The sequence below is a fragment of the Leisingera sp. S132 genome, assembly GCF_025144465.1.
Taxonomy (GTDB): domain Bacteria; phylum Pseudomonadota; class Alphaproteobacteria; order Rhodobacterales; family Rhodobacteraceae; genus Leisingera.
In genome coordinates this window covers 349,466-375,101 of record NZ_CP083553.1, presented here as the reverse complement: position 1 = coordinate 375,101, position 25,636 = coordinate 349,466, and the positions used below count along the sequence as shown (strand labels likewise).

Sequence of the window (25,636 nt, the reverse complement as noted above, 5' to 3'; positions counted from 1 at the left end):
CTCAAGAGGGGCGCTGCCCCTCTTGGCCTTCCGGGGCCAATCCGCCCCGGGATATCTTCAGCCAGGTGAACAGGGGATGCCTGGATCAGCCCCCCGGTGCCTTGTACGCCCCCGCAATGGCCCCTGCCTTCTTTTGGATTTCCGTGAATTCATCCGTGGTGAAGGCGCGCACGGTCCTGAGGTTGCTGACCGCACCGCTGGCACCGGTTGCCAAGAGGCCCGCCAGCAGGCTGGACACATCATCAATCGTGACCTTGATCGCAAAATCATGGTCCCCGGTGGTCAGATAGAAGGTCTCCAGCTTTCCGCCCGCCGCCTCGACAAGAGCACGGGCGGCAGCCTCGCGGTCACTGGGGTTTTCGATCATCGCCTTCATCGCAGAAGACGTGTAGTTGCCGGTCACGATAAATCTTGGCATTCTGTCACTCCCTGGGGCGGAAGATACAGGCCGTTTTCAGGCACGATGCCGGATGATCCGGCCTGCATGCCCCGGCGGGATGATACCACGGATCACGTTTCCAGCATATGAGGAAGACATGGGAGCTGAGAGCTGGCAGGAAGACGCCGGCAGGCCAGAGCGGGACGCTTTTGGCCTCCGCTGCCCAGCATGCGGCTGTTAGGCTGCCTCCAAGCCACCTGCCAGGGACGCCGCCGATGAGCCAGACCGCAAAGCCTGACGCCCAATACAGCCATGCTCCGTCTTATGCCCGCGCAGAAACCGCGGCCTCAGCAACGGGCCTGTCCATCCAAGGCGCGCTGCGCCCGGCCCGCCAGCCGGTCCAGGCGCTGAACAGCGGAACGCTGCTGCTTCTGGGCACCGGCAGCGCCTTCTGGCCGCTGTTCCAAACCAGCCCGGAGTATCTTGATGGCAAAGCGGATCCGGTCGACCGCTGGTCCGGACGGGTGGTGGACGCATTGGCAGAGGATCTGGGCGGCACCGCCTATTACCCCTTTGGCGGGCCGCCCTACACGCCCTTCATCAACTGGGCACTGGGGACCGGCCGGTTTTTCACATCGCCGTCACAGATGCTGGTGCATGATAGCGCCGGCATGATGATATCTTTGCGGGGGGCCATTCATTTCGAACAGGAATTTGACATCCCCCCTGCACCTTTGGCACAGTCCCCCTGCGACAGCTGCCCCTCGCGTCCCTGCCTTGCCGCCTGCCCCGTCAGTGCCTTGGCTGACGGAGGCCCCTACGATCTGGCGGCCTGCCACGCGCATCTCGACACCAGCGCAGGCGCCGGCTGCATGTCCGGCGGCTGCCTTGCCCGGCGGGCCTGCCCGCTGAGCCGCAGCGCCGGCCGCGACCCAGAACAAACCGCACATCACATGAGGCACTTTCACCCGCAATGACCTGCACCCTGATCCTGACCCGCCACGCCAAATCCGCCTGGGACACCAATGTCCCCAGCGACCATGCCCGCCCTCTGAACAAGCGCGGCCGCCGCTCGGCGCCCGCCATTGCCGCCTGGATGCGCGAATGCGGCTATCTGCCGGATCAGGTAATCTCCTCCTCGTCGCAGCGCACCCGCGAGACCTGCGAACTGATGGGCCTTGGCGTGCCTGCCACGTTCACCGAGCGGCTGTATCACGCCAACTCCGACATGATCTTCAAGGTACTGAGCGAGGCCGAGCAGAAGCGGGTCATGGTGATCGGCCACAACCCCGGCATTGCCGCCTTTGCCCACACCATCGTCTCCAGCCCGCCCGACCATGCGCGGTTTGACGACTATCCCACCGGCGCGACGCTGGTGGCGGAGTTCGATATCGGCAGCTGGCGGGAACTGAGCTGGAGCAGCGGCAAGGTGATCGACTTTGCGGTGCCGCGGGAGCTCTTGGGCGAATAATCCCTGCGACACGCTGGCGCATCCCGCGCGGGAGGGCTCTGGCAAAGGCGCGGCAGCGCGCCTAGTTTTCAGGCAGACATTCACTTGCCGGACTGGAGCTTGTCATGCACCGCCGTTCCCTGCTGCTGGCCGCAGCCGCACTGCCCTTTGCCGCCCTGCCCGGTTTCGCCGCGGCGGCAGAAACCATCCGCATCATGAAGTCGCCCAGCTGCGGCTGCTGCACAGCCTGGGCCGACCGGCTTGCTGCCGCCGGGTTCCAGACCGAGGTGCGCAATGTGGCGGACGAAGACCTGTGGGCAATGAAGGAGAGGCTGGGGGTCAGCGGTGATCTGTCCGCCTGCCACACCGCGATGGCCGGGCCTTACGTGATCGAGGGGCATGTGCCGGCCGAAGACATCCAGCGGCTGCTGGCCGAACAGCCCAAGGCGCTGGGACTGAGCGTGCCGGGCATGCCGATCGGCTCGCCAGGCATGGAAATGGGGGACGAACGCGAGGCGTTTGACACCCTGCTGATCCTGGCGGACGGCACAACTGAGGTTTTTACCAGCCATTCCTGAGCCAAACCGGCCTGATCTGGGTTTCTGAAACAAAAAAGGCCGAGCGCATCGCCCGGCCTTTCTGTTTTCTGATGCGGTTGCCTCAGTGGCCCAGGATCTGGCTGAGGAACAGCTTGGTACGGTCGCTCTGCGGGTTGTTGAAGAACTCTTCCGGCTCGTTCTGCTCCACGATCTGGCCCGCATCCATGAAGATCACCCGGTTCGCCACCTGACGGGCAAAGCCCATTTCGTGGGTCACACACAGCATGGTCATGCCTTCCTCGGCCAGTTCGATCATGGTGTCCAAGACCTCCTTGATCATCTCCGGATCGAGCGCCGATGTCGGTTCATCGAACAGCATGATGCGCGGCATCATGCACAAGCTGCGCGCAATCGCCACACGCTGCTGCTGGCCGCCCGACAGCATGCCCGGGTACTTGTGGGCCTGCTCCGGGATCTTCACCTTCTCCAGGAAGTGCATCGCCCGCTCTTCGGCTTCCTTCTTGGGGGTCTTGCGGACCCAGATCGGCGCCAGGGTGCAGTTTTCCAGGATGGTCAGATGCGGGAACAGGTTGAAGTGCTGGAATACCATCCCGACTTCGGACCGGATCTTGTCGATGTTCTTGAGGTCGTTCGACAGCTCGGTGCCGTCCACCACGATCTTGCCCTGCTGATGCTCTTCCAGCGCGTTGAGGCAGCGGATCAGGGTGGATTTGCCGGAGCCCGACGGGCCCGCGATCACGATCCGCTCGCCCTGGTTGACGGTCAGATTGATGTCGCGCAGCACGTGGAAGGACCCGTACCACTTGTTCATGTTGGTGATTTCAATGGCAACCTCGTCGCTCACCTGCATTTTGGAGCGGTCGATGGCGCGGTCGGACATAAGTTCAGACATATGTTGAACTCCTTAACGGTGGTCGGTGGCGAGACGGCGCTCGAGCCACTGTGAGTATTGTGAAATGCCGTAGCAGACGACGAAGAACAGAAGCGCAGCAAAGCCCAGAAGCTCCCAATAGACCCCGTTCCACTCGGTGGAGGCGAGGATCGGGCCGCGGATCATGCCCACCAGGTCGAACATCGAGATGACCGAAACCAGGGTGGTGTCCTTGAACAGGCCGACGGCCACGTTCACGATGCCCGGGATAGAGATCTTCAGCGCCTGCGGCAGGATGATCAGCCGCATCGCCTGGGGGTAATCCAGGCCAAGGCTGTCAGCCGCTTCGTACTGTCCCTTCGGCAGGGCTGCCAGGCCGCCGCGGATCACCTCGGCGATATAGGCTGCCGAGAACATGGTGATCATGATCACCACGCGCAGGAACAGGTCGACGGTGCTTTCCGGCGGGAAGAAGTAGGCCAGCATCACCGATGCCACGAACAGCAGGGTGATCAGCGGCACGCCGCGCACGAACTCGATGAAGACGACGCACATCCACTTGATCAGCGGCATGTCCGACTGGCGGCCCAGCGCCAGCGCGATGCCCAGGGGCAGCGACAGCGACACACAGGTCACGCCCAGCATCAGGTTCAGCATGAAGCCGCCCAGATCGCGCGAAGGCACGGCCTGCAGCATGGCGTTGTCTGACGCCCCTTCCGGGATCAGAATTCCGCCGATGATCCACACCGCAAAGGCTGCGGCAATCGCCCCGAAGAAGCCGACCGCAAAGCTGCTCTTGCCATAGGTCTGGAACACGAATGCGCCTGCAGCAAAGCCCACCAGCGCCACGATGGGTGCCAGGATGGTGCCGCCCCAAATCAGCCAGAAGGCCAGGAACGGGTAGACCGCGGTAAAGGCCAAGAGCTTGCGCGGCAGGTCAAAGAACAGAACCGGCGCAATGGCAAACAGCAAGAGCACCAGGGCCAGGTTCGGGCGCCAGTACTGGTCCGACGGGTATTTGAAACCATACAGAAGCTGGTTCCAGCGTTCGGTCAGAACCGAGAAGCAGGCACCGGTCTTGCCCTGCAGCACTTCTCGGCATTCCGCCAGCGAGCTGGTGGTCCACACGCCGTTCAGCAGCCACGGCAGGGTCTTGCTGAGCAGAATGTAGATGACCAGCAGCGATGCAATGGTCAGGGCAGAGTTCACCGCATTGGAAAACAGGTTTTCCCGCAGCCATTTGACCGCGCCGGTTTCCCCGGCTGGCGGCGGTGACGGCGGGATTTCGGTATCGCGGACAAAGGCGATGGAGTGTGCGTGGGTATCGCTCATGTCTCAGCGCTCCTTCAGCTTAACAGATGCGTTGTAGACGTTCATCACCATCGAGATGGTCAGCGAAGCGGTCAGGTAGAACAGCATCAGAAGCAGAACGCATTCAATGGCGCGGCCGGTCTGGTTCAGGGTGATCCCGCCCAGAGTTGCGGTGATATCCGCATAGCCCACGGCAATCGCCAGCGAGGAGTTCTTGGTGATGTTGAGGAAGTTGGAGATCAGCGGCGGGATGATCACCCGCAGCGCCTGCGGCAGAACCACCAGGTTCATCACCCGGCGCGGACGCAAACCCAGCGCGGATGCGGCCTCGGTCTGGCCCTTGGACACAGCCTGGATGCCGGCACGGACGTTTTCCGCGATGAAGGCGCCGGTGTAGATCGACAGCGCGAACCACAGCGCGATCAGCGGACCGCCGACCTTGATGCCACCGCTGAAGTTGAAGCCCTTCAGCTCAGGATATTCCCAGGTCAGCCCCATGATCAGCATCAGCGCCAGGAACGGCACCAGCCACGCGGCGAGGATCAGCGCCGTGGTCTTGGGCCGCACACCGGTGGATTCCTGCTTGGTGTTGGCCCAGACGTTGATCTGATGCGCCGCCAGCCAGGAGCCTGCAAACCCGGCCAGCACCAGCAGCCAGTTCATGGAGGTGCTGGCAAAGATACCGTTTTCGAACCAGGGCATCGGGACATAGATGCCGCGGTTGGTGAAAGCAAATGAGTCAAACACCATGCTCGCCGTTGCGTTGTCGCCACGGAATTCCCGCGGCCCCGGCAGCACGGCTGTCATGATGGTGAAGATGATGATGATCCAGATCAGCACCGGAATGTTGCGGAAGATCTCGACGTAGACCGCCATCAGCTTGGAGACGAGCCAGTTGTTGGACAGCCGCAGAACACCCGCGACCACGCCGAACACGGTGGCGGTGATACAGGCCAGGACGGCCACCAGCAGCGTGTTCAGCAGCCCGACCAGGGCGGCCTTGGCGTGGCTCGACTGGCTGTCATACTCAACCAGGCGCTGGTTGATGTCATAGCCGGCCGGATCGCCGAGGAAGGTATAGGAAATGTTGAGCCCGGCAGCGCGAAGGTTCTGGATCAGGTTGTTTCCAAGATACCAGATGCACAGGGCAAGGACGATAGCCGCGATCACCTGGAACGTCAGTGAACGGTAGCGGGTATCGTTGATAAGCATAGACAGCCGAAAACCTTCGTTCGGCGGGTCAGTCAACGTTGACATGTATTGTGATCCCCTGACTCCGGCGTCCTGATCCTGGCGGGGTTGTCCCCGCTCCGCAGCTTGCCAGAGCTTTTTCATGATAGGAAAAGGGCGCAGAAAATTCCTGCGCCCTATCCGATGGTGTGTTTAGCGGAGCGGCGGAGCGTACAGCAGGCCGCCTTCGGTCCACTGTGCGTTCAGGCCGCGAGCCAGGCCGACCGGAGTGTCTTCACCGATGTTCTTGGCAAAGATCTCGCCGTAGTTGCCCTGCGACGCGATTGCGTTCTTGGCCCAGTCAGCAGACAGGCCCAGCATTTCGCCAAGGGTGCCTTCGGTACCCAGCAGGCGGTTGATTTCCGGGTTCTCGGTGCCGGCCGACATTTCGCTCAGGTTGGCCGAAGTCACGCCCAGCTCTTCTGCCGCGATCAGCGCGTTCAGGGTCCAGCGGGCCACATCGCCCCACTCGTTGTCGCCATGGCGGACCAGCGGGCCCAGCGGCTCTTTGGAGATGATTTCCGGCAGGATCACGTGGCTCGACGGGTCGTCGAAGGTGGCACGGGTTGCGGCCAGGCCGGAGGCGTCGGTGGTGTAGACGTCACAGGCGCCTGCCAGATACTGCTGCTGCGCTTCGGCGTTGGTTTCGATCGGAACCGGCTCGTAGCTGATGTTGTTGGAGCGGAAGAAGTCCGCCAGGTTCAACTCGGTGGTGGTACCGGTCTGGATGCAGACGGTGGCGCCGTCCAGTTCCTTGGCCGAGGACACGCCCAGCTCTTTCGGGACCATGAAGCCCTGGCCGTCATAGTAGTTAACGCCCACGAATTCGAACTTCAGGTCAACATCGCGGCTGAAGGTCCAGGTGGTGTTGCGGGCCAGCAGGTCGATTTCGCCAGACGCCAGCGCGGTAAAGCGGGTCTTGCCGGTGGTCGGCACGAATTCGACAGCGTTGGAATCGCCCAGCACGGCTGCAGCCACAGCACGGCACACGGCAACGTCAAAGCCTTCCCATTCACCGTTCGCATTCGGGGCCGCAAAACCGACCAGGCCGGTGGTGACGCCGCAGTTCAGCTTGCCGCGGGCCTTCACGTCGTCCAGCGTGCCGGCAGATGCTGCGCCAGCCGCAAGACCGGCAAAGGTCATTGCGCCCAAAATAACGGATTTTTTCATATTTACCTCTTCCTGATAGCCCGCCATTCGGCGGTTCTTATTTTCCGGCGATCCCCCGCCGGATATGAGACTGAAGAAGGGTCCTCCCCTAATTCGTGGCTGAGTTTGGGCGCATTCATCAGCAAACGTCAAGGGCGGTATCAGGAATTTCGATGTACGAATTCCGCACGAACGGGGTCCGCGCGGAATATTATTTCCGGTTCGGCTGTGGATAAGTAATTTCTTATCCGGTCAGGAAAAATCGAAGAATCGCTTGGCGTGCAGGAATTCCTGCCGTTTCACCTCGGCTGCAGCCTGGGCTTCCTCGTCCTCGCCCCACTGCTCTTCCTGCCAGCGTTCATCCAGGCGCGACAGCTGCCAGATCTCATCGGCACTGCGCCAGCCCGAAGCGGCCGCAAACCCAAGGATCAAAGAGCCTGAGATGCCTACCAGGTCGTGAAATGCCGCCAGCTGGAAGGCGGTCATCGCACGGGTTTCCTCTGCCAGAACCGCCAGGGCCGCAGCCTCCTGCGGCTGGTGCAGAACCCCGGTCCGGGGCTGCAGGCGCACTCCCAGCTCCGTCTCTGCCCAGTCCAGAACCGGGTCCCATTCGGCAGCCTGCCGGGCCGCAAGTTCAACCGGAGTGTCCGCCCGGTAGCACAAGAGGTCGCTGTCGCCGTATTCGGCCAGCATGGCGGCGACTTCGCTGTGCTGATGTGTCACCTTGTCAATTGCCGCGTTGGCAGAGCGGGTGCAGGGCATGGTTTTCGGATCAACTGATTCGGTCTGGGCCTCCCATTCCGCTGCAATTGCCTCGCACATGTCCCGCGTCGGCACCGTCAGCGGCGCCTTCGCCGGAGTCTTGACCCGGCGCCCGTCCAGCTCCACCGCGAAACCGTCTGCGGTCTCTGCCACGGTGACCTCTTTCCAGAACCGTTTCTGTGCCCAGCCGCTCATACCCTAGCCCTTCCAGATTTCTGCCAGCAGCGGGCGCAGCTCCGCGAAATCGCGGATCAGGTAATCGGCGCCCAATGTCTCTGCCGGGTGATAGCCCCAGGGCACGGCGATGGTGGTGACCCCCGCTGCGCGCCCCATTTCAATGTCAAACCGCGTATCGCCGATCATCACAGTGCTTGCCTGCTCAACCCCGGTCTCAGCCATCGCCGTCAGCACCATCGACGGATGCGGTTTCGACGGGTGGTGGTCGGCCACCTGCCGGGTCACAAAGCAAGTCAGCTCATGCGCCGCGATCAGCGCATCCACGCCGCGCTGGGATTTGCCGGTGGCGACCCCCAGCAGGTATTCCGGCACCTCGTTCAGCTGTGCCAGCATCTCCCGCGTGCCGGGATAGAGCGGCGAATGCGCAGCGCCCGCCGCCTCGCGTGCCAGCATGTAGGAAGACTTGTAGCCCTCCACCAGCGCCTCCAGCGTTGCCGCATCCTGCTCCGGTGCCAGCTCCGCCATGGCCAGGGGCAGCGACAGGCCGACGATGGACAGGATCCTCTCACGCGGCGGCGTTTCCAGCCCAACCCCTTGAAAAGCCTCGGCCATCGCGCCGGTGATCGCCCCCTGGCTGTCCACCAGGGTGCCATCGACGTCAAACAGGATCAGCCGCAGGTCAGCGCTCACTTCAGATCCTCAAACGGGTCGTCCGCTGCCAGGTCCTCACTCCAGCCAAGGGTGTCCCAGCTTTCCTTCATGTGATCCGGCAGCGGCGCAACAACGGCGATTTCCTTGCGGGTGACGGGGTGCTCAAACACCATCCGGCGCGCGTGCAGGTGCAGCTTCTTGGAGATCACCCCGCCGATCGAGGCGCCCCAGCCGTCACCCAGGTTCTCCTGCCCTGAACCGCCGTATTTGCCGTCGCCGGCAATAGGGTGGCCCATGCCGGACATATGCGCCCGCAGCTGGTGAGTGCGGCCCGTAATTGGCTCCATCGCCACCCAGGCGGCGCGGCTCGCGACGCGGTAGAGCGTGGCATAAAGCGTATGCGCGCGCTTGGCCCCGGGCGTGTCGTCGATGTCGTGCGGATGCACGTTGATCATCTTCTCGCCTTCGCCGGACTTGCCATGCCCCGGCGCCTTAACCAAGCCATTCTTGATCTCGCCCAGGTACGGCGTCGGCACGCCCGCCACCAAAGCCCAGTAGATCTTGCGCGTGTTCTTGTGGCGGAAGGCGGCGGTCAGCGCCTGTGCCGCCTTGCGGTTGCGCGCCAGCACCAAGACGCCGGAGGTGTCCTTGTCGATCCGGTGCACCAGCTTGGGCTTATCCTCCAGCCCGAATTTCAGCGCCTCGGCCAAACCATCCACATGCTTGGTGGTGCCAGAGCCGCCTTGCACCGCAAGGCCCGCAGGCTTGTTCAGCACGATCACATCGTCGTCGCGGTAGATCACGCAGGACTGGATCATCCTGGCATCCGCATCCGAGATCTTCATCTCGCGCGGCGCGGCAGGTTTCAGGTCGCTGTCCGCCAGCGGCGGCACCCGCACCACCTGGCCGGCGTCCACCCGGGTACTGGCCTTCACCCGGGCGCCATCCAGCCGCAGCTCGCCCTTGCGGCACATCTTCTCGATGCGGCCCTGGTTCACATGCGGAAACAGCCGCCGCAGCCAGCGGTCAATGCGCTGGCCGCTGTCGTCTTCGCTGACGGTAATCATCTGAACGCCGCTCATGCGAACACTCCTCTTGCGGCCATCAGGCCCAGAAACAATCCGCCGACCGACAGGCCCACGGACAAAGCTACATAAAGCGCCGCCTGCCCGAAGGCACCGCGCTCGATCAGGTTGGCGGTCTCCAGCGAGAACGCCGAAAACGTGGTGAACCCGCCCAGCAGCCCGGTCATCACCAGCGGACTGAGGTGGGTCAGCCCGCGCATTGCGGCGGCCACCACGAACACCCCCATCAGGAAGGAGCCGATCACGTTGACGGTGATCACCGCCACCGGGAAATCGTGATGTCCCAGGACCCGGATGATGCCCAGCCCGGCCAGGTAGCGGCACACCGCCCCGATTGCGCCGCCAAGGGCCACCATGGAAACCGAAGAAATCATCCCCGTCCTGTCGCCGGCACAGGCAGGGATGTCAAGTTTTGCCCGTATTGCACGGCGCGCAGGGCTGACGCGGGTACAGGTTCTTCCCTTTCATCTTTCCCCAAATACTCCCGCCGGAGGCAGCGGCTTTGCCGGCAAAGCCGCTTCACTTGTTCCGCTTTGCCCTAAGGTTCGCAAAGTAATCCGTGCGCCGCTTCAACTCGCGCTCGAACCCGCGCTCCACCGGCTGATAGAGCACCGGCCGCTTCACCCCGTCGGGGAAGTAATTCTGGCCGGAAAAACCATCCTCGGCGTCGTGGTCATAGGCATAGCCGTCGCCATAGCCCTGCTCCGCCATCAGCTTGGTCGGCGCGTTCAGGATATGCTTGGGCGGCGGCGCGCTGCCGGTCTGCTTGGCCAGCCGCCGCGCCGCTTTGATACCGACATAGACCGCGTTGGATTTCGGCGCCAGCGCCAGATAGACGGCGGCATTGGCCAGCGCCAGCTCGCCCTCCGGGCTGCCGAGCCGCTCGTAAGTCTGCCAGGCGTTCAGGCAAACCGTATTGGCCTGCGGGTCGGCCATGCCGATGTCCTCGGTCGACATCATCGTCAGGCGCCGGGCCAGGAAGCGCGGGTCTTCGCCGCCCTCCAGCATCCGCGCCAGCCAGTAGAGTGCTGCATCCGGGTCGGAGCCGCGGATCGATTTGTGCAGCGCGGAAATCAGGTTGTAATGCTCGTCGCCGGACTTGTCGAATTTGGCCGCCCGGCGCATCAGCCGGCTGGACAGCGCCTCCCGCCCCAGGGGCGCCTCCACCTTCCAGGCGGCAACCTGTTCAATGAGGTTCAAAAGCGCCCGCCCGTCACCGTCGGCCATCTCATGCAGCGCATCGCGGGCATCCCCGCTCAGCGGCAGGGCGCGGCCCAGCTCCCTCTCGGCGCGCTGGGTCAGGCGTTCCAGGTCCGCCAGCGACAGACGCTCCAGCACCAGCACCTGCGAACGGCTCAGCACAGCGGCGTTCAGCTCAAACGAGGGGTTCTCCGTTGTCGCCCCCACCAGAAGGATGGTGCCATCCTCCATATGCGGCAGGAAACCGTCCTGCTGGGCCTTGTTGAAGCGGTGGATCTCATCCACGAACAGCAGCGTCCCTTGCCCGTTCTCGCGGCGGATCCTGGCGGCCTCGAACACTTTGCGCAGCTCCGGCACGCCGGTGAAGATCGCCGATATCTGCACGAAATGCAGGTCGGTCTCCTGCGCCAGCAGCCGCGCGATGGTGGTCTTGCCCACCCCCGGCGGCCCCCAGAAAATCAGCGACGACAAAGACCCCGAGGCCAGCATCACGCCCAGCGGCGCCTCAGGACCCAGCACCTGTTCCTGGCCGATCACATCCACCAGCGACTGCGGCCGCAGCCGGTCGGCCAGCGGCCGGTTCCTGCTGGCCTGCTGTGCGCCGCCATCCGCGGGCTCCGGGCTGCCGAACAGGTCCGCCATCAGGTGCGGAACCGCAGGGTGACGCGCTGGCCGCGGCGGTTCAGATCCAGCTGAATCCAGCGGCCGCTGTTTGCGAGGATGGCATAAACGTCCTCGGTGCCGGTGACGGGCTGGCCGTTCACCGCCAAGAGCGCGTCGCCGGGCTGCACCCCGCCGCGGCCCGCATAAGGGCCGGGATCGGTGACCACCACGCCCTCCGCCGACAGCGGCAGGCCAAGCCGGGCAATCACCTGCGGATTGATCTGCGCCACGGTCAGGCCGGGCAGCGCGGTCCGCTCATCCAGCTGCACCGGGTTGGCGGGCGGCTGGTCCGGCGCGGTGATCATCGGCACCGCAACCGCCTCGCGCTCGTCCCCGCGCAGGCGGGTGATCTCAGCGGTGCCGCCCAGGCCGGAGACCGACATGCGGAACACCATTTCGGACGGGGAATTCACCACCTCGCCATCCACATGTGTGATCACATCGCCCACCTTGAACCCTGCCTTGGCAAAGGGGCTTTCCCGGTGCAGGTCGGAGACCACCATGCCCTCCGGCACCTCCATACCCAGCGAAGCAGCCAGATCAGCATCCACCGGCTGCCCGGCCATGCCAGCCCAGGGGCGCTGGAATTCCTCGGCGCCGTCCCTGGCCTGTTCGACGAATTGTTTGACCAGGTTGGCAGGGATCGCAAAGCCGATGCCGTTGGAGCCGCCGGAGCGGGACAGGATGCGCGTGTTGATGCCAATCAGATCGCCATTGACGTCGATCAGCGCGCCGCCGGAGTTGCCCGGGTTGATCGGCGCATCGGTCTGAATGTAGTAGCCAAAGCCATCCCCCGCCCCCATGCCGGTGCGCGCAAGCCCTGAGATGATGCCGCTGCTGACGGTCTGGCCAACCCCGAACGGGTTGCCGATTGCCAGCGCCAGCTCGCCCACCTGCACCTCATCGCTGTTGCGCAGATCCAGATGCGGCAGGTCCGCGGCCTCATCCAGCTGCAGGATCGCCAGGTCGCTGGCCTTGTCGCCCAGGATCACCCGCGCATTGTATTCGCGCCGGTCATTGGTCACCACGCGGATTTCGGTGGCGCTGCCGACAACGTGGTAGTTGGAGACCACGATACCATCCGCTGACAGGATCACCCCCGACCCCAGCGAGTTTTCCACCCGCGGCTGCGGCTTGGCGAAACCGCGGAAGAAATCATCGAAGAACGGATCGTTCATGAACGGCGAGCGGCGGCGCTGCTGCACCTGGCGCACCACCTTGGCATAGATGTTCACCACCGCCGGAGACGCTTCCCTGACCAGCGGCGCAAACCCCAGCGCGATCTCTGCCTGGCTCTGCGGCACCCTGGTTTCGGCGGCGGCCGGAAGGGCCAGCGCAGGCAGGGCAAGACACAGGGCAAGGGCGGTCAGGGCTGGGCGGTTCATGGGGGCTCCCGTTTGTTGCTGCGTGAAGGATATGCGGAGAGCGCACCCGGATTGCAAGGCATCAGCGGCCTGCGGGCAAAGGCACGCCTCTCAGCCCCGGCGCCTGAGGAACTTCAGCCCGGACCAGTCGGCATCGACCGCGCAGACCTTGACGTCCACCCAGCCCAGCGGCAGCACCGCAGCGCGCAGGCTGTCCTCGGTGATGCCGCTGTGCAGCCTGGAGCTTTTCTTGGCCCAGGACAGCCACAGCATGCCGCCCGGGCGCAGCACGGCGATGGCCTGGGCCGCGGCCTGCTGTTCTGATCCGGCAGCGGTCAGGAAAACATGCGCGGCGTCATAGGCGGCCGCTGCGCCCTGGCGGTCGAAATCCACGCCCCCGGCCCCCGCCATCAGTGCAGTGTAGTTCTCCGGTGCACCACTCACGGCGACACGGAAGCCGGGCTTGAAGCCCAGCTTCTGCAACAGTGGTTTGCCGGAATAGCCGGCGGGGTTTGCGGTGCTCATGGTGCCATGATCCGCAAAACCCGGCGTCTGGCAAGAGGCCGCTCTGCATTCATCTTTCCCCAAATACTCCCTGCCGGAGGCACGCGCCGCAAGGCGCGTCCCCTGCTGGCGGGCCTCAGGCCTCCGCGAGTTCCGCCTGCGGGGCCGCCATGCGGCGTTTGGCAACCGCTGCCGCCAGATGCTCCAGCTCGGCCACGGTGTCCTCCCAGCCCAGGCAGCCATCGGTGATGGACTGGCCGTAGGTCAGCTCCCCCTGGCCCAGGTCCTGGCGGCCCGCCACCAGTTGGCTTTCCACCATTACGCCGGTGATGCGGCTGTCGCCGCCGGCGATCTGCGCCGCCACGTCGCGCAGCACCGCGGGCTGCCGCATCGGATCCTTGCCGCTGTTGGCGTGGCTGGCGTCGATCATCACATGGCCGCGGATGCCGTCCTTTTCCGCCAGCTTGCAGGCCGCATCGACGGAAGCCGCGTCAAAGTTGGTACCGCCGCCGCCACGCAGGATCAGGTGGCAGTCCGGGTTGCCGCTGGTGGCCGCAATTGCCGCGCGGCCCGATTTGGCCAGCGCCATGAAATGATGCGGATGCGCGGCAGAGCGCACCGCATCCACCGCGATCTGCACATTGCCGCGGGTGCCGTTCTTGAAGCCCACCGGGCAGCTGAGGCCGGAGGCCATCTCGCGGTGGATCTGGCTTTCGGTGGTGCGGGCGCCAATGGCGGCCCAGGCCACCAGGTCGGAGATGTACTGCGGCACCGCCGTATCCAGGAACTCTGTCCCGACCGGCAGGCCGAGCGCGTTGATGTCCAGGCACAGGCGGCGCGCCAGCCCCAGGCCCTCGTTGATGCGGAAGGAGCCGTCGAGGCCGGGATCGTTGATCAGCCCTTTCCAGCCCGAGATGGTGCGGGGTTTCTCGAAGTAGACCCGCATCACGATTTCCAGCTCTCCGGCCAGCCGCGCGCGCAGCGGCGCCAGCCGTTCGGCGTAGTCCATCGCCGCCTTGGGATCATGGATCGAACAGGGGCCGACCACGGCAATCACGCGGCCGTCGCGGCCGTGCAGCACATCCTGAATGGCGGTGCGGCTGGCCAGCACGGTATCGGTGGCCGCCGCCGTCGAGGGCATCTGCGACGCGAGGTCTTCGGGGGAGATCAGTTCCTGCATGCCGGTGATGCGGAGGTTCTCTGTTTGGGGTGTCATGTGTCAGCTTCCTTGGCGGGAGGCCCTTGGCGCTGCGGCGGATACGAAAAAACCGCCAGCGGGCTGCGGGCGGTTGGTGGTATCCTGATGCGTTCCGGTCTGTCTAACCCGGGAATGCGCTGACCCCTCCGTCCGCCATGTGGCGCGGATAAAAGAAATACCAGAATGCGGCATAGGTACGGGTCATGGGCCGGACGCTAGCGGAGATTCGCGGGGCTGTCACCCCTGAAAATCCCGCACCCCCAAAAGCGCAAGGGCCCTCCCCGGCGGGAGGGACCTTGGCAATTTCCTGCGCGCAGACCTCAGAAGTCCTGCCACATGTCGCGGGCGGCATTACCGTCATTGGCGGCGGCTGCAACCGGGGCCGGGCCAGGCTCGGCCGCCCAGTCCTCAGTGCCCCAGTCATCATCACCATGGGCTGTGGGCTGCGCTGCTGGCGCGGCCGGGGCCGCAAGCGCAGCGCTGCTGCCGTCCACCTGGAACCGCGTCACCAGGTCGGCAAGCTTCATCGCGTCGCTGTTCAGCATGTGGCCGGCCGCAGTGGCCTCCTCGACCATCGCGGCGTTCTGCTGGGTCACCTGATCCAGCTGGGTGACGCCGGTGTTGATCTCATGCAGGCCGGTGGACTGTTCCTCTGCGCCTTCGGCGATTTCGGAGACCAGCTGCGAGATATGGCTGACGCGGCCCACGATGGACTGCAGCGCCGCCCCTGCCCGGCCGACCAGATCAACCCCCTGATCCACCTGCCGGGAGCTGTCGGAGATCAGCGCCTTGATCTCCATCGCCGCATCGGAAGAGCGCTGCGCCAGCGCCCGCACCTCGGAGGCGACCACCGCAAAGCCGCGGCCCGCCTCGCCTGCGCGGGCGGCTTCCACCCCGGCATTCAGCGCCAGAAGGTTGGTCTGGAAGGAGATGTCATCGATCACCCCGATGATCTGACTGATCTTCTTTGAGCTGTCCTCGATCCCGCCCATGGCGGTAACCGCCTCCTGCACCACCTCGCCGCTGGTTTCGGCCTCCTGGCGGGCCTCACGCACGGTGTTTTCCACGTTGCGGGCGCCCTCGGCTGCGGATTTCACCGATGCTGTCAGCTCATCAATCGCGGCCGCGGTCTGTTCCAGCGTTGCCGCCTGGCTTTCGGTGCGGTGCGACAGGTCGTCAGAGGCCTGGCTGATCTCGGCGGCACCGCTACGGATGCTCGTGGTGGCCTCTATCACCTGCTGGACGGTGGCGTTCAGATTGTCGATCGAGCCGTTGAAATCGGCGCGCAGCTGCTCGTATTCCTCGGGGAATTGCTCAGCGATGCGGATGGTCAGATCGCCATGTGCCAGCCGCGACAGACGCTCGCTCAGCTCGCGCACCACGCCCGCCAGCTCGGCGTCCTTGCTCTCTGCCTTCTGTGCTTCCGCCTCCTGCATCCGCACCAGTTCGTCGCGGAATTTCTCCAGCGCGCGGGCCATGTCGCCGACCTCATCGCCCCGGTTCTGGCCCTGGATCTCCACCGCGTTGTTGCCCTCTGCCAGGCCGCGCATCGACATCACGACGCGGCGGATGCCCGACGCGATGCCGGAGGCGATCACCAGCGCCAGGATGCCGCCGATCAGGATGGCGCCGCCGATAGCCGCAGGAATCATGGTGCGGGTCCGGGCGCCCAGTTCCTCGTTGGCGGCGCGGCGTTCAGCCATGGCTGCGGTGCCGGCGGCCTGCAGGGTTTCCATGGTGGCGCGGAAGCTGTCGAAGTACTCCTTGCCGCGGCCCTCGGCCACCAGATCGGCCATGTTGTCCATGGTGGCGGCACTGCCGATCACCCGGCGCAGCTGCAGCATCGGCACCACCACCTCATTGCGCCATTCGTCAATGATCCCCGCCACCTTGTTCAGGCGGTTTGACTGCATCAGGTTGTCTGCCAGCGCCAGACGGAGGTCGGCCATGACTTCGTTGAAGCGGCCGTTGCCCTCCATGTAGGGATCCAGAAACTCCCGGTCTCCTGCCAGAAGGAAGCCGCGCATGCCCGTCTCCATGTCCACCGCGGCGGCTTGCAGGTCCTTGGCGCGGCTGATCACCTTGTGGGTCTGCTCCACCGCCTGCAGCGACGTGTTCAGGTAGTCCGGATCCGCAATGCCTGCATTGACCAGCGACATGAAGGTGTTGCGGCGGTTGTTGAGCTCGACTTCCTCCTCCTCGATGACGTTCGTCATCTCGGTGCGGAACTGCTCGAAATAGACCCGGCCCTTGGATTTCTTCACCTCGGCGGCCATGTCGTTCATGGTCATGGCATCGCCGATTTCCTGGCGCAGCGCGATGGCGCCTGCGGCCACGTTTTCCTGCCAGCCGGTCAGGGTCTGCTCTGCCTCATCCAGAGTGGCCAGCATCGCGGCATCGCCCGCCGCCAGATTGCGCAGGCTGGCGAGGGTTTCTGCGACCTGGCTCTTGCCCTCCTCAAAGGGGACCAGGTACTCCTCACGGCCCGCCAGGAGATAGCCGCGCAGGCCCGCCTCCATCTGCGAGGCGGCCTCCGCCAGGGTCTGCGAGCCTGTCAGGATCTCCTGGGTGTGATCCACCGCCTTGGCCGACTGGTCCATCCGGCCCAGGTTGAAGACGGCAAGCACCCCCACCCCAAGCACCAAGAGCAGCGGCAGCACCGCGACGGAAACGATTTTCACCTTGGTGCTGAGGTTTGCCAGTGAGAACCGCCTGGCCGCGGATGTCTTCTTCTTTGCCATCACATCTGTCCCGGAAATTTCGGATGACAACGTTAAGGCAGAAGAAAATTACGATTCCCTTTCACATGGAAAGTGAATCTGATGCGCCGCGAACTGCCGTGGCGTAAGAAAAACCCCCGCTCCGGGCGGAGCGGGGGCCAGACAGTGAACCCGGAAGGTTCAGCGCGTCTTATTCGTCTGCTTCAGCAGCTGCTTCTTCTGCTTCCAGGCGGGCCTTGTCAGCAGCGCCTTTGGCGGAAACGTCGCGGTCGACGAACTCGATGATGGCCATCGGAGCCATGTCGCCGTAACGGAAGCCGGCCTTCAGAACACGGACATAGCCGCCCTGACGGTCCTTGTAGCGCGGGCCCAGAACCTCGAACAGTTTCGCGACGTCCTTGTCCTCTTTCAGCTTGGAAGCGGCCTGACGGCGGGCGTGCAGGTCGCCGCGCTTTGCCAGGGTGATCAGTTTTTCAATGATCGGGCGCAGTTCTTTTGCTTTGGGCAGGGTGGTCTTGATCTGCTCGTGCTCGATCAGCGAGCCGGCCATGTTGGAGAACAGGGCCTTGCGGTGCTCATGAGTACGGTTCAGGCGGCGGTAACCACGTGCGTGACGCATTGTTTCAATCCTTATCTTGCGTTTTGCTTTGTCAGGCGGCTGATGCGTGTCAGCCGCTCACCTTGGGGCGGATGCCCGTGTCGTCCCCGGCAGTTCCGGGCATTGAAGAGGAGGGCCGGAGCCCTCCTCAAAACCTTTAGAAGCTGTCTTCGAACTTCTTGGCCAGATCTTCGATGTTGTCCGGCGGCCAGTCCTCGACGTCCATGCCGAGGTGCAGGCCCATGCCCGACAGAACCTCTTTGATCTCGTTCAGCGACTTGCGGCCGAAGTTCGGGGTGCGCAGCATCTCGGCTTCGGTCTTCTGGATCAGGTCGCCGATGTAGACGATGTTGTCGTTCTTCAGGCAGTTTGCCGAACGGACAGACAGTTCCAGCTCGTCCACTTTCTTCAGCAGAAGCGGGTTGAACTCCAGGCCGTCGTCCTCGTCCTGGCGGCCAGCCGATTCCGGCTCGTCGAAGTTGACGAAGATGCCCAGCTGGTCCTGCAGGATGCGGGCGGCATAAGCCACGGCATCGTCAGGGGAGATGGAGCCGTCGGTTTCCACCTTCATGGTCAGCTTGTCATAGTCCAGAACCTGGCCCTCACGGGTCGGCTGAACGTCATAGGAGACCTTCTTGACCGGCGAGTAGATCGCGTCGATCGGGATCAGGCCGATCGGTGCGTCTTCCGGCTTGTTCTTGTCTGCCGAGACATAGCCTTTGCCGGTGTTCACGGTCAGTTCCATGAACAGGTCGGCGCCGTCGTCCAGGTGGCAGATCACGTGGTCGCGGTTCAAGACCTCGATGCCTGCGGTTTCAGCAATGTCGCCAGCGGTGACAACAGCCGGGCCCTTGGCATTGATCGACAGGCGCTTGGGGCCTTCGACTTCCATGCGCAGGGACACGCCCTTGAGGTTCAGGATGATGTCGGTGACGTCTTCACGGACACCGGCCACGGACGAAAACTCGTGCAGGACGTTGTCGATCTGCACGCTGGTGATGGCCGCGCCTTGCAGCGAGCTCATCAGGACGCGGCGCAGCGCGTTGCCCAGGGTCAGGCCGAAACCGCGTTCCAGCGGTTCTGCGACGACAGTTGCCTGGCGTGCAGGATCGTTGCCCGGCTTCACTTCCAGCTGTGCCGGCTTGATCAGCTCTGCCCAGTTCTTATGGATCATGCGTTCCCTCCATTCCTGTCCCTGCCCCATGTCCGGAAGGCCAAGGACGCCCGAGGTTTAAATGACGCACTGGGGCCCTGCGAATCAAGCGGGGCCCCAGCAAAAAATTCTAATTAGACGCGGCGGCGCTTCGGCGGGCGGCAGCCGTTGTGCGCGATCGGGGTCACATCACGGATCGAGGTGATGTTGAAACCGACAGCAGCCAGTGCGCGCAGAGCCGATTCACGGCCAGAGCCGGGGCCCTGAACTTCGACTTCCAGCGACTTCACACCGTGTTCCTGGGCTTTCTTGCCCGCGTCCTCAGCAGCCATCTGAGCCGCGTAAGGAGTGGATTTCCGGGAGCCTTTGAAGCCCATGGTGCCGGCGGACGACCAGGAGATCGCGTTGCCCTGCACATCGGAGATCAGGATTTTGGTGTTGTTGAACGAAGAGTTCACGTGAGCAACGCCGGTGGCGATGTTCTTGCGCTCTTTACGCTTAATGCGGGTTTTATCGCGTGCCATTGATCAAGCCCCCCTTACTTCTTCTTGCCGGCGATCGGCTTCGCCGGGCCCTTGCGGGTGCGGGCGTTGGTGTGGGTACGCTGACCGCGGACCGGCAGGTTGCGGCGGTGGCGCAGGCCACGGTAGCAGCCCAGGTCCATCAGGCGCTTGATGTTCATGGTCACTTCACGGCGCAGGTCGCCTTCGACGGTGTAGTTGGCGTCGATGTGCTCGCGCACGGCCAGGACTTCAGCGTCGGACAGTTCGTTCACACGACGGGTTGCGTCGATGCCAACAGCCTCACAGATGGCTTTCGCCGAGGTGTTGCCGATACCGGTGATATAGGTGAGGGCGATGGGAACCCGCTTTGCAGTCGGGATGTTAACGCCGGCAATACGTGCCACGTGTCACTTTCCTTTTCGTTGCGGTTCCGTAACGCCGGAACCTTTTTTCACAACACTTGACCGTGGCAGTGTGGCCAGAGGGTCCAGCATTTCGAGGTGGTAAGGCAGACAGACGAATCCATCCGCCGGGAATCATTCCCAGAAGGGATGGGGTTGCCTATGTGGATTTTAAGGTGGCGTCAACCGCTAAGCGGTATGCTGCTGCACAAGCAAAGGCACCGGGTTGCGCCGGAAACGGAATCACCAGCCGGTTCCGCCACCCGTATCGTGCAATTTCAGAAAAAGCGGAGTCCGGCCATGTTGTCGAGACTACTTTACAAGTCCAAAGCAGCGCACCCGCCCTACTGTGACGTCAAAATCCTTGAAGAAGCCAGGGCGCTCAATTTCCTGGTGGACGTGACCGGCTTTCTGATCCGGAGCGGGAGCAGCTATCTGCAGGTGATCGAGGGCCCGCAGGCCGAGATCAGAGCGCTTGGCGACCGTATCAAGACCGACCCCCGCCACCATGACTATTGCGAAGTGCTGCACGATTCCGCTGACGGGCGTTTGTTTGAAACCTGGTCAATGGGGTACATGGACATTTCCGGCCAGGATAACTGGATCAATGAACATATCCCTGAGCTGTCCCCCGACAGCGGTGAGGCGCTGAAGTCGCAGTTCGTTCAGGCCTATGCCCTGGCTGCGCAGACACACGAAAGGCGGCCCTAAGGCCGCCCGTTCAGAAACCCGCTTCCGCAGGGCAGCTTATTCGCCCATGATCCAGGCCATGTTCTTGCGCACTTCCCCGATCGACGCGAGGCCGTCGATGCGCTGGAGATTGCCCTTGGCGTAGTAGTAGCCGATCAGCGGCGAGGTCTTCTTGTAGTATTCCATCAGGCGGGTCTTGAGGCTGTCCTCATTATCGTCTGCCCGGCGCGTCACGTCACTGCTGCCGCAGTTGGCGCATTTTCCGTCTTCCGGCCAGGGCTTGGTCTGGTCGTGATAGACCTCGCCGCAGCCGCCGCAGGTGGAGCGGCCGGTGATGCGGGCAACCAGCGCCTCGTCGTCGACCTGCATCTCGATCACGGCATCGAGCTTCAGGTGCATCTCCCGCAGCAGGCGCTCCAGCGCGTCGGCCTGGGCCAGGGTGCGCGGAAAGCCGTCGAAAATGAAACCGCCATGGGAAGTGTCCTGCAGCTTCTCGCGGATCAGGCCGATCACGATCTGGTCGGTGACCAGCTTGCCCTCGGCCATGATGGCGGCGACCTTCTTGCCCATTTCGGTGCCGGAGGTCTGGGCCTCGCGCAGCATGTCGCCGGTGCTGAGCTGCACCATGCGGCGGCTTTCCACAAGGTAACGCGCTTGCGTACCTTTGCCCGCCCCAGGCGGGCCAAGGAGAATAATGTTGGTCATCGGCGAGAGGGTCCCCGTTTTGTCCGTTTCTTGTTGCGCCCGCGCAGCTGGCTCTTCTCGATAAGGCCCTCATACTGATGCGCGAGGAGGTGGCTTTGCACCTGCTGGATTGTGTCCATGGTGACGGATACCACAATCAGAACGGACGTGCCGCCAAAATATACAGGGATGGCGAATTGGCCGCGGAGGACCTCCGGCAGGAGGCAGACCAGGGCCAGGTAGCCGGAGCCCAGAACCAGGATGCGGTTGACCACATACTCGATGTATTCGGCGGTCTTCTTGCCGGGGCGGATGCCGGGGACAAAGCCGTTCTGGTTCTTCAGGTTGTTCGCCACGTCATCCGGTTTGAAGGAGACGTTGAAGGTGTAGAAATAGGCAAAGAACACGATCATCGCGACAAAGAACAGCAGATACAGCGGCTGGCCGGGGCCGAAGTTCGCCAAGAGCCAGGACATCACCGGACCGGTCGCCGCGCCTGAGGAGAACGCCGAGATGGTGGTCGGCAGCAGCAGCAGCGAGGAGGCGAAGATCGCCGGGATCACGCCCGCCGGGTTCACCTTGACCGGCAGATGCGAGGAGCCGCCGTCATAGACCTTCATGCCGACCTGGCGGCGCGGGTACTGGATGTGGATCTTGCGCAGCGCGCGTTCCATGAACACCACGAACATGATCACCGCAACAACCATCAGGATCACACCGATGATCACCGCCGGGCTGATCGCGCCGGAGCGGCCGGAGGCAAAGAACTGGGCAATCGCTGCCGGAACCTCGGCGATGATGCCGACAAAGATGATCAGCGAGATGCCGTTGCCGATGCCGCGCTGGGTGATCTGCTCGCCCAGCCACATCAGGAACATGGTGCCGCCGACCAGGGTGATCATGCAGGCCATGCGGAAATACATGCCGGGATCGGTGGCCAGATCGCCCTGCTCCAGCGACACGGCGAGGCCGTAGGCCTGCGCGGTCGCCAGCGCCACGGTGCCATAGCGGGTGTACTGGTTGATCTTCTTGCGGCCTTGCTCGCCCTCTTTCTTGAGCTGCTCAAGCGAAGGCACCATCGAGGTCAGAAGCTGAACGATAATGGAGGCGGAGATATAAGGCATGATGCCGAGGGCAAAGATCCCCATGCGGCCAAGCGCGCCGCCGGTGAACATCGACACCATGCCGCCGATGCCCTGGCCTGCCTGCTCCATGAACTGGCGCAGGGCGGCTGCGTCGATGCCGGGAACCGGAATAAAGGTGCCCAGGCGGTAGACGATCAAAAGGCCGATGGTGAACAGGATGCGGTTGCGCAGATCCGTAGCTTTGCCAAGGGCAGCCCAGCTGGTGTTTGCCGCCATTTGTTCTGCTGCTGATACCATGAAAAGGTCTCTTCTTTAGCGAAACGCCGCCCGGAACCGTTTTCCGGCTCGGGCGGCGTTCTAGGAAAACTCGGAGACTATGTAAGCGGCATTGGCGCCGCTCACAAGCCGTTACTCTGCGGCGGCGGGGGCTGCCACAGTCAAAGTGCCGCCAGCTTTTGCCACGGCGTCAACAGCAGCAGCGGATGCGCCGGTGACTGCGATGGTTGCTTTGGCGGTGATTTCGCCTTTGGCCAGGATGCGGACGCCGTCCAGTTTGCGGCGGACCAGGCCGGAAGCAACCAGCGAATCCTCGGTGATGGAGGCCGCGTCCAGCTTGCCTGCGTCGATGAACTTCTGGATCAGGCCCAGGTTCACAACGGCGTATGCCTTGCGGTTCGGCTTGTTGAAGCCGCGCTTGGGCAGACGCTGGTACAAGGGCATCTGGCCGCCTTCGTAGCCATTGATCGAGACGCCCGAACGGGATTTCTGGCCTTTGATGCCGCGGCCGCCCATTTTGCCTTTGCCGGAACCCGGGCCACGGGCCACACGGGTGCGTTTCTTGGCGGCGCCTGCATTGTCGCGCAGTTCGTGAAGTTTCATGTCGCTTCTCCTTGCCGGATGTGGCCCCCGAAGCGTGATGGGCCAAACGCGGCGTTTCTTGATTGGTGATTCCGTGGCGCAGAACGCCACCGGGGGCGTATAGACGGGTTGAGGGATAGGATCAAGCCCCGCGGGGCAGACCGGGCAATGGGACAGCAGCAGGGACCGCCAGGGCCCCTGCCCCGCCGGTTGCTTGTCCTGCCGTCTGTCTCTCTGTTTCCGTTCCGTCGCTGGCCGTCCGTTAAAGGGTGGCGGCGCCGCCGGGGTGGAGATGGGATGGGGTTGTCCCCATGCGAAAACGCGATTTGCGCGCTCCGGGTGCCAGACCGGAGCCCAATTCCAGGTGCCGGGGGTGTCAGGCCCGGCGGGTGATCATGACCGGGGATGATATTGCCGTAGACGGGTTAAAACCCCGTAGGCGGTGCGTACGGTGGGTGCGCAACGGGCTGGCGCCCCCGGTTTTGCAGACCACGGAAGGCAGACCCGGACCTGAAAAACAAAAACGCCCCCGCCGGGATGGCAGGGGCGCATTTGGGCCAGGCATTCGGAGAGGGAGGAGGATCCGTCAGCCGGCCAGGGAGATCACTTGCCGTAGACGTGCTCGCGGGCGGCGCCGGGGATGGCACAGCGGCTGAGGCCGATGTCGGCCAGGTCGCGGGCCGAGAGCGCGCGAAGGGCGTGGACGGTCTGGCGGTATTCGCGGCGCAGCTGCCAGTTCTGGTAGAGGCCGGCGGCCACGCTCAGGAAACGGGTGAAGAGACCGGCAGACGCCGGTGCGGAAAGAGTTGTAAAGGCCATTGTTCTTGTTCCTTGCTGCGCTGCCGGAGCGTGCCTCCGGCGCGTCGCTTGATCTGTTCGTCTGAAGTGAAAGGGAGATAAGGATGGCCCCGAACCAGCGCAACGCCTGCTTCGGTCTGGCGGCTATGCGGCACATGCATAGCACAAATGCGTGAGATGACTTGAAAGCCCTCAATAGAAAACGCCCCCGCCCGGACAGGGCAGAGGCGCTTTGGCCCGGGCATGAAGAGGAGGAGGAGAGGAGCGCCCGGGAAAAGGGAATTCTTAGCCGTAGACGTGCTGATGCGCGATGTCGGCGATGTCGCTGCGGCGGACGCCGATGTCCGAGAGTTCGTGGTCTGACAGCGCGTCCAGCTCATTGTAGGTGCGCTGGAATTCGCGGGCTTTGGTCCAGGAGTCGACCAGGCCTTCGACGGTTGCGCGGATGCGTGCGGTCAGGCTGTGGCCGGTGTGTGCAGCGGAGATAACATGTGCCATCTTTCAGGTCCTTCGTGTCTGATGCCGGGCCTATTCCCGGCGGTCTTTGTTCAGTCTTTCGATGTGACACTGAGATAGGACCGGGGAATGAGTCGAACAACTGACGCAACCGGCAAGCCGCTATGCACGCGCCGCAAGGGGCTTGCAGCCCGATAGCCGGCCCGTCCGGCCTGCGAGGCTGCGCTCCTAACGCGAAAAACGCCCCCGGCGGACCGGAGGCGTTTTCCAAAGTCAGTGTCGAAAAGAGGCTTAGCCGCGCTCTTCGATGATCTGAACCAGGTGCGGGATCGAGTTGACCATGCCGCGGACCGAAGGAGTATCCTCCAGCTCGCGGGTCTTGTGCATCTTGTTCAGGCCCAGGCCAACCAGGGTTGCGCGCTGTTTGGCGGGGCGGCGGATCGGCGAGCCGATCTGCTTGACGACGATGGTTTTTGCCATGTCTCTCTACTCCTTACGCTTCAGCTTCGGCAGCTGCCGGTGCGTCGTCCCGCTTGGGCAGGATGTCGGCGACCTTTTTGCCACGGCGCTGAGCCACCGAACGCGGGCTCTGCTCTTTCTGCAGGCCGTTCAGGGTGGCGCGGATCATGTTGTAGGGGTTCTGCGAACCGATCGACTTGGAGACCACGTCCTTGATGCCCAGCATCTCGAACACGGCACGCATCGGGCCGCCCGCGATGATACCGGTACCTTCCGGTGCGGTCCGCATCACAACTTTGCCTGCGCCGTGACGGCCGGCCATGTCGTGGTGCAGAGTGCGGCCCTCTTTCAGCGGCACGCGGATCATCTGGCGCTTCGCCTGCTCGGTCGCCTTGCGGATCGCCTCGGGCACTTCTTTCGCCTTGCCCTTGCCAAAGCCGACGCGGCCTTTCTGGTCGCCAACGACAACCAGGGCTGCGAAGCCAAAGCGCTTACCGCCTTTTACGGTTTTCGACACGCGGTTGATCGCGACCAGGCGATCTGCAAATTCCGGTGCCTCTTCACGCTCGCGGCGGGGGCCGCGGCGGTTTTCACGTTCTGCCATCAGGCATTCCTTTCAGTGCGGCGCTCAGGCGCCTGTTTATCCGATCCTTGGTGAGAACCGGCCCAGAGGCCGG

The 25,636-nt window shown here is 63.6% G+C and carries 29 protein-coding genes; 4 read left to right on the top strand and 25 right to left on the bottom strand.

What is annotated here, in order from left to right:
* Nucleotides 1–85: 85 nt before the first annotated feature.
* Nucleotides 86–418, bottom strand: coding sequence for a GYD domain-containing protein (locus K3725_RS01845; protein ID WP_260017174.1), 333 nt, complete (start codon nt 416–418; stop codon nt 86–88).
* 236 nt (nt 419–654) lie between these two features.
* Between K3725_RS01845 and K3725_RS01840 the strand changes: the two genes are divergently transcribed.
* From K3725_RS01840 to K3725_RS01830, 3 genes are all read left to right on the top strand, one after another.
* Entirely contained in the window at nt 655–1,356 is a 702-nt protein-coding gene (locus tag K3725_RS01840) for a ferredoxin (protein ID WP_260017173.1), read from the top strand.
* On the top strand, nt 1,353–1,850 hold the full coding sequence (locus tag K3725_RS01835; protein WP_260017172.1) for a histidine phosphatase family protein: 498 nt from the start codon (nt 1,353–1,355) through the stop codon (nt 1,848–1,850). The genes K3725_RS01840 and K3725_RS01835 overlap by 4 nt, the downstream gene beginning before the upstream one ends.
* A gap of 104 nt (nt 1,851–1,954) precedes the next feature.
* Entirely contained in the window at nt 1,955–2,407 is a 453-nt protein-coding gene (locus tag K3725_RS01830; RefSeq protein WP_260017171.1) for a DUF411 domain-containing protein, read from the top strand.
* 82 nt (nt 2,408–2,489) lie between these two features.
* On the opposite strand, the gene K3725_RS01825 is transcribed toward K3725_RS01830, so the two are convergent.
* The 17 genes from K3725_RS01825 to rpsM form a co-directional block, all read right to left on the bottom strand.
* Nucleotides 2,490–3,281: an amino acid ABC transporter ATP-binding protein gene (locus K3725_RS01825; protein WP_311202212.1), complete on the bottom strand. Its 792-nt coding sequence runs from the start codon at nt 3,279–3,281 to the stop codon at nt 2,490–2,492.
* A gap of 12 nt (nt 3,282–3,293) precedes the next feature.
* The gene (locus K3725_RS01820; RefSeq protein ID WP_260017170.1) at nt 3,294–4,592 is read right to left on the bottom strand and encodes an amino acid ABC transporter permease; all 1,299 of its coding nucleotides are present in this window, start codon (nt 4,590–4,592) and stop codon (nt 3,294–3,296) included.
* 3 nt (nt 4,593–4,595) lie between these two features.
* A complete protein-coding gene (locus K3725_RS01815) occupies nt 4,596–5,828 on the bottom strand; it encodes an amino acid ABC transporter permease (protein ID WP_260017169.1) in 1,233 nt (410 codons plus the stop codon).
* A 126-nt stretch (nt 5,829–5,954) separates the two neighbouring features.
* Complete coding sequence (locus K3725_RS01810; RefSeq protein ID WP_260017168.1) at nt 5,955–6,971, bottom strand: amino acid ABC transporter substrate-binding protein; 1,017 nt, start codon at nt 6,969–6,971, stop codon at nt 5,955–5,957.
* 231 nt (nt 6,972–7,202) lie between these two features.
* Entirely contained in the window at nt 7,203–7,907 is a 705-nt protein-coding gene (locus K3725_RS01805; protein WP_260017167.1) for an ATP12 family chaperone protein, read from the bottom strand.
* 3 nt (nt 7,908–7,910) lie between these two features.
* Nucleotides 7,911–8,579, bottom strand: a complete 669-nt coding sequence (locus tag K3725_RS01800; protein ID WP_260017166.1) for an HAD family hydrolase — start codon at nt 8,577–8,579, stop codon at nt 7,911–7,913.
* The gene (locus K3725_RS01795) at nt 8,576–9,622 is read right to left on the bottom strand and encodes an RluA family pseudouridine synthase (protein ID WP_260017165.1); all 1,047 of its coding nucleotides are present in this window, start codon (nt 9,620–9,622) and stop codon (nt 8,576–8,578) included. Before K3725_RS01795 ends, K3725_RS01800 begins: the two co-directional genes overlap by 4 nt.
* On the bottom strand, nt 9,619–9,999 hold the full coding sequence (gene crcB, locus K3725_RS01790) for a fluoride efflux transporter CrcB (protein ID WP_260017164.1): 381 nt from the start codon (nt 9,997–9,999) through the stop codon (nt 9,619–9,621). Before crcB ends, K3725_RS01795 begins: the two co-directional genes overlap by 4 nt.
* 145 nt (nt 10,000–10,144) lie before the next feature.
* Entirely contained in the window at nt 10,145–11,467 is a 1,323-nt protein-coding gene (locus K3725_RS01785) for a replication-associated recombination protein A (RefSeq protein ID WP_260017163.1), read from the bottom strand.
* The gene (locus K3725_RS01780) at nt 11,467–12,873 is read right to left on the bottom strand and encodes a trypsin-like peptidase domain-containing protein (protein ID WP_260017162.1); all 1,407 of its coding nucleotides are present in this window, start codon (nt 12,871–12,873) and stop codon (nt 11,467–11,469) included. Before K3725_RS01780 ends, K3725_RS01785 begins: the two co-directional genes overlap by 1 nt.
* Nucleotides 12,874–12,963: 90 nt before the next feature.
* Complete coding sequence (locus K3725_RS01775) at nt 12,964–13,377, bottom strand: hypothetical protein (protein ID WP_260017161.1); 414 nt, start codon at nt 13,375–13,377, stop codon at nt 12,964–12,966.
* A gap of 115 nt (nt 13,378–13,492) precedes the next feature.
* Nucleotides 13,493–14,572: a 3-deoxy-7-phosphoheptulonate synthase gene (locus K3725_RS01770; protein WP_260017160.1), complete on the bottom strand. Its 1,080-nt coding sequence runs from the start codon at nt 14,570–14,572 to the stop codon at nt 13,493–13,495.
* Nucleotides 14,573–14,874: 302 nt separating this feature from the next.
* Nucleotides 14,875–17,295 carry a CHASE3 domain-containing protein gene (locus K3725_RS01765; protein ID WP_260017159.1) on the bottom strand — a complete coding sequence of 807 codons (2,421 nt, stop codon included), beginning with the start codon at nt 17,293–17,295 and terminating at the stop codon, nt 14,875–14,877.
* 169 nt (nt 17,296–17,464) lie between these two features.
* Nucleotides 17,465–17,893, bottom strand: a complete 429-nt coding sequence (rplQ, locus tag K3725_RS01760; RefSeq protein WP_019298015.1) for a 50S ribosomal protein L17 — start codon at nt 17,891–17,893, stop codon at nt 17,465–17,467.
* Nucleotides 17,894–18,029: 136 nt separating this feature from the next.
* On the bottom strand, nt 18,030–19,046 hold the full coding sequence (locus K3725_RS01755; protein WP_260017158.1) for a DNA-directed RNA polymerase subunit alpha: 1,017 nt from the start codon (nt 19,044–19,046) through the stop codon (nt 18,030–18,032).
* Nucleotides 19,047–19,159: 113 nt separating this feature from the next.
* Nucleotides 19,160–19,549 carry a 30S ribosomal protein S11 gene (rpsK, locus tag K3725_RS01750; RefSeq protein WP_260017156.1) on the bottom strand — a complete coding sequence of 130 codons (390 nt, stop codon included), beginning with the start codon at nt 19,547–19,549 and terminating at the stop codon, nt 19,160–19,162.
* Nucleotides 19,550–19,563: 14 nt separating this feature from the next.
* Nucleotides 19,564–19,932 carry a 30S ribosomal protein S13 gene (gene rpsM / locus K3725_RS01745; protein WP_019298012.1) on the bottom strand — a complete coding sequence of 123 codons (369 nt, stop codon included), beginning with the start codon at nt 19,930–19,932 and terminating at the stop codon, nt 19,564–19,566.
* Between the two features lie 195 nt (nt 19,933–20,127).
* Between rpsM and K3725_RS01740 the strand changes: the two genes are divergently transcribed.
* Nucleotides 20,128–20,640: a BLUF domain-containing protein gene (locus K3725_RS01740; RefSeq protein WP_260017155.1), complete on the top strand. Its 513-nt coding sequence runs from the start codon at nt 20,128–20,130 to the stop codon at nt 20,638–20,640.
* Between the two features lie 36 nt (nt 20,641–20,676).
* Here the strand turns inward: K3725_RS01740 and K3725_RS01735 are convergent, their stop codons facing one another.
* The 7 genes from K3725_RS01735 to rpsE all read right to left on the bottom strand — a co-directional run bounded on the left by K3725_RS01735 (nt 20,677) and on the right by rpsE (nt 25,563).
* Nucleotides 20,677–21,324 carry an adenylate kinase gene (locus K3725_RS01735; protein ID WP_260017154.1) on the bottom strand — a complete coding sequence of 216 codons (648 nt, stop codon included), beginning with the start codon at nt 21,322–21,324 and terminating at the stop codon, nt 20,677–20,679.
* The gene (gene secY / locus K3725_RS01730) at nt 21,321–22,685 is read right to left on the bottom strand and encodes a preprotein translocase subunit SecY (protein WP_260017153.1); all 1,365 of its coding nucleotides are present in this window, start codon (nt 22,683–22,685) and stop codon (nt 21,321–21,323) included. The genes K3725_RS01735 and secY overlap by 4 nt, the downstream gene beginning before the upstream one ends.
* Nucleotides 22,686–22,796: 111 nt before the next feature.
* Entirely contained in the window at nt 22,797–23,267 is a 471-nt protein-coding gene (gene rplO / locus K3725_RS01725) for a 50S ribosomal protein L15 (protein ID WP_019298008.1), read from the bottom strand.
* 582 nt (nt 23,268–23,849) lie between these two features.
* A complete protein-coding gene (locus K3725_RS01720; protein WP_260017152.1) occupies nt 23,850–24,065 on the bottom strand; it encodes a DUF1127 domain-containing protein in 216 nt (71 codons plus the stop codon).
* 264 nt (nt 24,066–24,329) lie between these two features.
* Nucleotides 24,330–24,542: a DUF1127 domain-containing protein gene (locus K3725_RS01715; protein ID WP_019298005.1), complete on the bottom strand. Its 213-nt coding sequence runs from the start codon at nt 24,540–24,542 to the stop codon at nt 24,330–24,332.
* A gap of 249 nt (nt 24,543–24,791) precedes the next feature.
* Nucleotides 24,792–24,980 (bottom strand): 50S ribosomal protein L30, encoded by a 189-nt coding sequence (rpmD, locus tag K3725_RS01710; protein WP_019298002.1) that lies wholly within the window; start codon nt 24,978–24,980, stop codon nt 24,792–24,794.
* 13 nt (nt 24,981–24,993) lie between these two features.
* A complete protein-coding gene (rpsE, locus tag K3725_RS01705) occupies nt 24,994–25,563 on the bottom strand; it encodes a 30S ribosomal protein S5 (protein WP_039174353.1) in 570 nt (189 codons plus the stop codon).
* Nucleotides 25,564–25,636: the final 73 nt, after the last annotated feature.

Excerpts from the sequence above, each read along its gene's own strand:
- K3725_RS01845 (WP_260017174.1), bottom strand. The coding sequence starts at position 418 with ATGCCAAGATTTATCGTGACCGGCAACTACACGTCTTCTGCGATGAAG.
- K3725_RS01840 (WP_260017173.1), top strand. The coding sequence starts at position 655 with ATGAGCCAGACCGCAAAGCCTGACGCCCAATACAGCCATGCTCCGTCT.
- K3725_RS01835 (WP_260017172.1), top strand. The coding sequence starts at position 1,353 with ATGACCTGCACCCTGATCCTGACCCGCCACGCCAAATCCGCCTGGGAC.
- K3725_RS01830 (WP_260017171.1), top strand. The coding sequence starts at position 1,955 with ATGCACCGCCGTTCCCTGCTGCTGGCCGCAGCCGCACTGCCCTTTGCC.
- K3725_RS01825 (WP_311202212.1), bottom strand. The coding sequence starts at position 3,281 with ATGTCTGAACTTATGTCCGACCGCGCCATCGACCGCTCCAAAATGCAG.
- K3725_RS01820 (WP_260017170.1), bottom strand. The coding sequence starts at position 4,592 with ATGAGCGATACCCACGCACACTCCATCGCCTTTGTCCGCGATACCGAA.
- K3725_RS01815 (WP_260017169.1), bottom strand. The coding sequence starts at position 5,828 with ATGTCAACGTTGACTGACCCGCCGAACGAAGGTTTTCGGCTGTCTATG.
- K3725_RS01810 (WP_260017168.1), bottom strand. The coding sequence starts at position 6,971 with ATGAAAAAATCCGTTATTTTGGGCGCAATGACCTTTGCCGGTCTTGCG.
- K3725_RS01805 (WP_260017167.1), bottom strand. The coding sequence starts at position 7,907 with ATGAGCGGCTGGGCACAGAAACGGTTCTGGAAAGAGGTCACCGTGGCA.
- K3725_RS01795 (WP_260017165.1), bottom strand. The coding sequence starts at position 9,622 with ATGAGCGGCGTTCAGATGATTACCGTCAGCGAAGACGACAGCGGCCAG.
- crcB (WP_260017164.1), bottom strand. The coding sequence starts at position 9,999 with ATGATTTCTTCGGTTTCCATGGTGGCCCTTGGCGGCGCAATCGGGGCG.
- K3725_RS01785 (WP_260017163.1), bottom strand. The coding sequence starts at position 11,467 with ATGGCGGACCTGTTCGGCAGCCCGGAGCCCGCGGATGGCGGCGCACAG.
- K3725_RS01780 (WP_260017162.1), bottom strand. The coding sequence starts at position 12,873 with ATGAACCGCCCAGCCCTGACCGCCCTTGCCCTGTGTCTTGCCCTGCCT.
- K3725_RS01775 (WP_260017161.1), bottom strand. The coding sequence starts at position 13,377 with ATGAGCACCGCAAACCCCGCCGGCTATTCCGGCAAACCACTGTTGCAG.
- K3725_RS01770 (WP_260017160.1), bottom strand. The coding sequence starts at position 14,572 with ATGACACCCCAAACAGAGAACCTCCGCATCACCGGCATGCAGGAACTG.
- K3725_RS01765 (WP_260017159.1), bottom strand. The coding sequence starts at position 17,295 with ATGGCAAAGAAGAAGACATCCGCGGCCAGGCGGTTCTCACTGGCAAAC.
- rplQ (WP_019298015.1), bottom strand. The coding sequence starts at position 17,893 with ATGCGTCACGCACGTGGTTACCGCCGCCTGAACCGTACTCATGAGCAC.
- K3725_RS01755 (WP_260017158.1), bottom strand. The coding sequence starts at position 19,046 with ATGATCCATAAGAACTGGGCAGAGCTGATCAAGCCGGCACAGCTGGAA.
- rpsK (WP_260017156.1), bottom strand. The coding sequence starts at position 19,549 with ATGGCACGCGATAAAACCCGCATTAAGCGTAAAGAGCGCAAGAACATC.
- K3725_RS01740 (WP_260017155.1), top strand. The coding sequence starts at position 20,128 with ATGCTGCTGCACAAGCAAAGGCACCGGGTTGCGCCGGAAACGGAATCA.
- K3725_RS01735 (WP_260017154.1), bottom strand. The coding sequence starts at position 21,324 with ATGACCAACATTATTCTCCTTGGCCCGCCTGGGGCGGGCAAAGGTACG.
- secY (WP_260017153.1), bottom strand. The coding sequence starts at position 22,685 with ATGGTATCAGCAGCAGAACAAATGGCGGCAAACACCAGCTGGGCTGCC.
- rplO (WP_019298008.1), bottom strand. The coding sequence starts at position 23,267 with ATGAAACTTCACGAACTGCGCGACAATGCAGGCGCCGCCAAGAAACGC.
- K3725_RS01720 (WP_260017152.1), bottom strand. The coding sequence starts at position 24,065 with ATGGCCTTTACAACTCTTTCCGCACCGGCGTCTGCCGGTCTCTTCACC.
- K3725_RS01715 (WP_019298005.1), bottom strand. The coding sequence starts at position 24,542 with ATGGCACATGTTATCTCCGCTGCACACACCGGCCACAGCCTGACCGCA.
- rpmD (WP_019298002.1), bottom strand. The coding sequence starts at position 24,980 with ATGGCAAAAACCATCGTCGTCAAGCAGATCGGCTCGCCGATCCGCCGC.
- rpsE (WP_039174353.1), bottom strand. The coding sequence starts at position 25,563 with ATGGCAGAACGTGAAAACCGCCGCGGCCCCCGCCGCGAGCGTGAAGAG.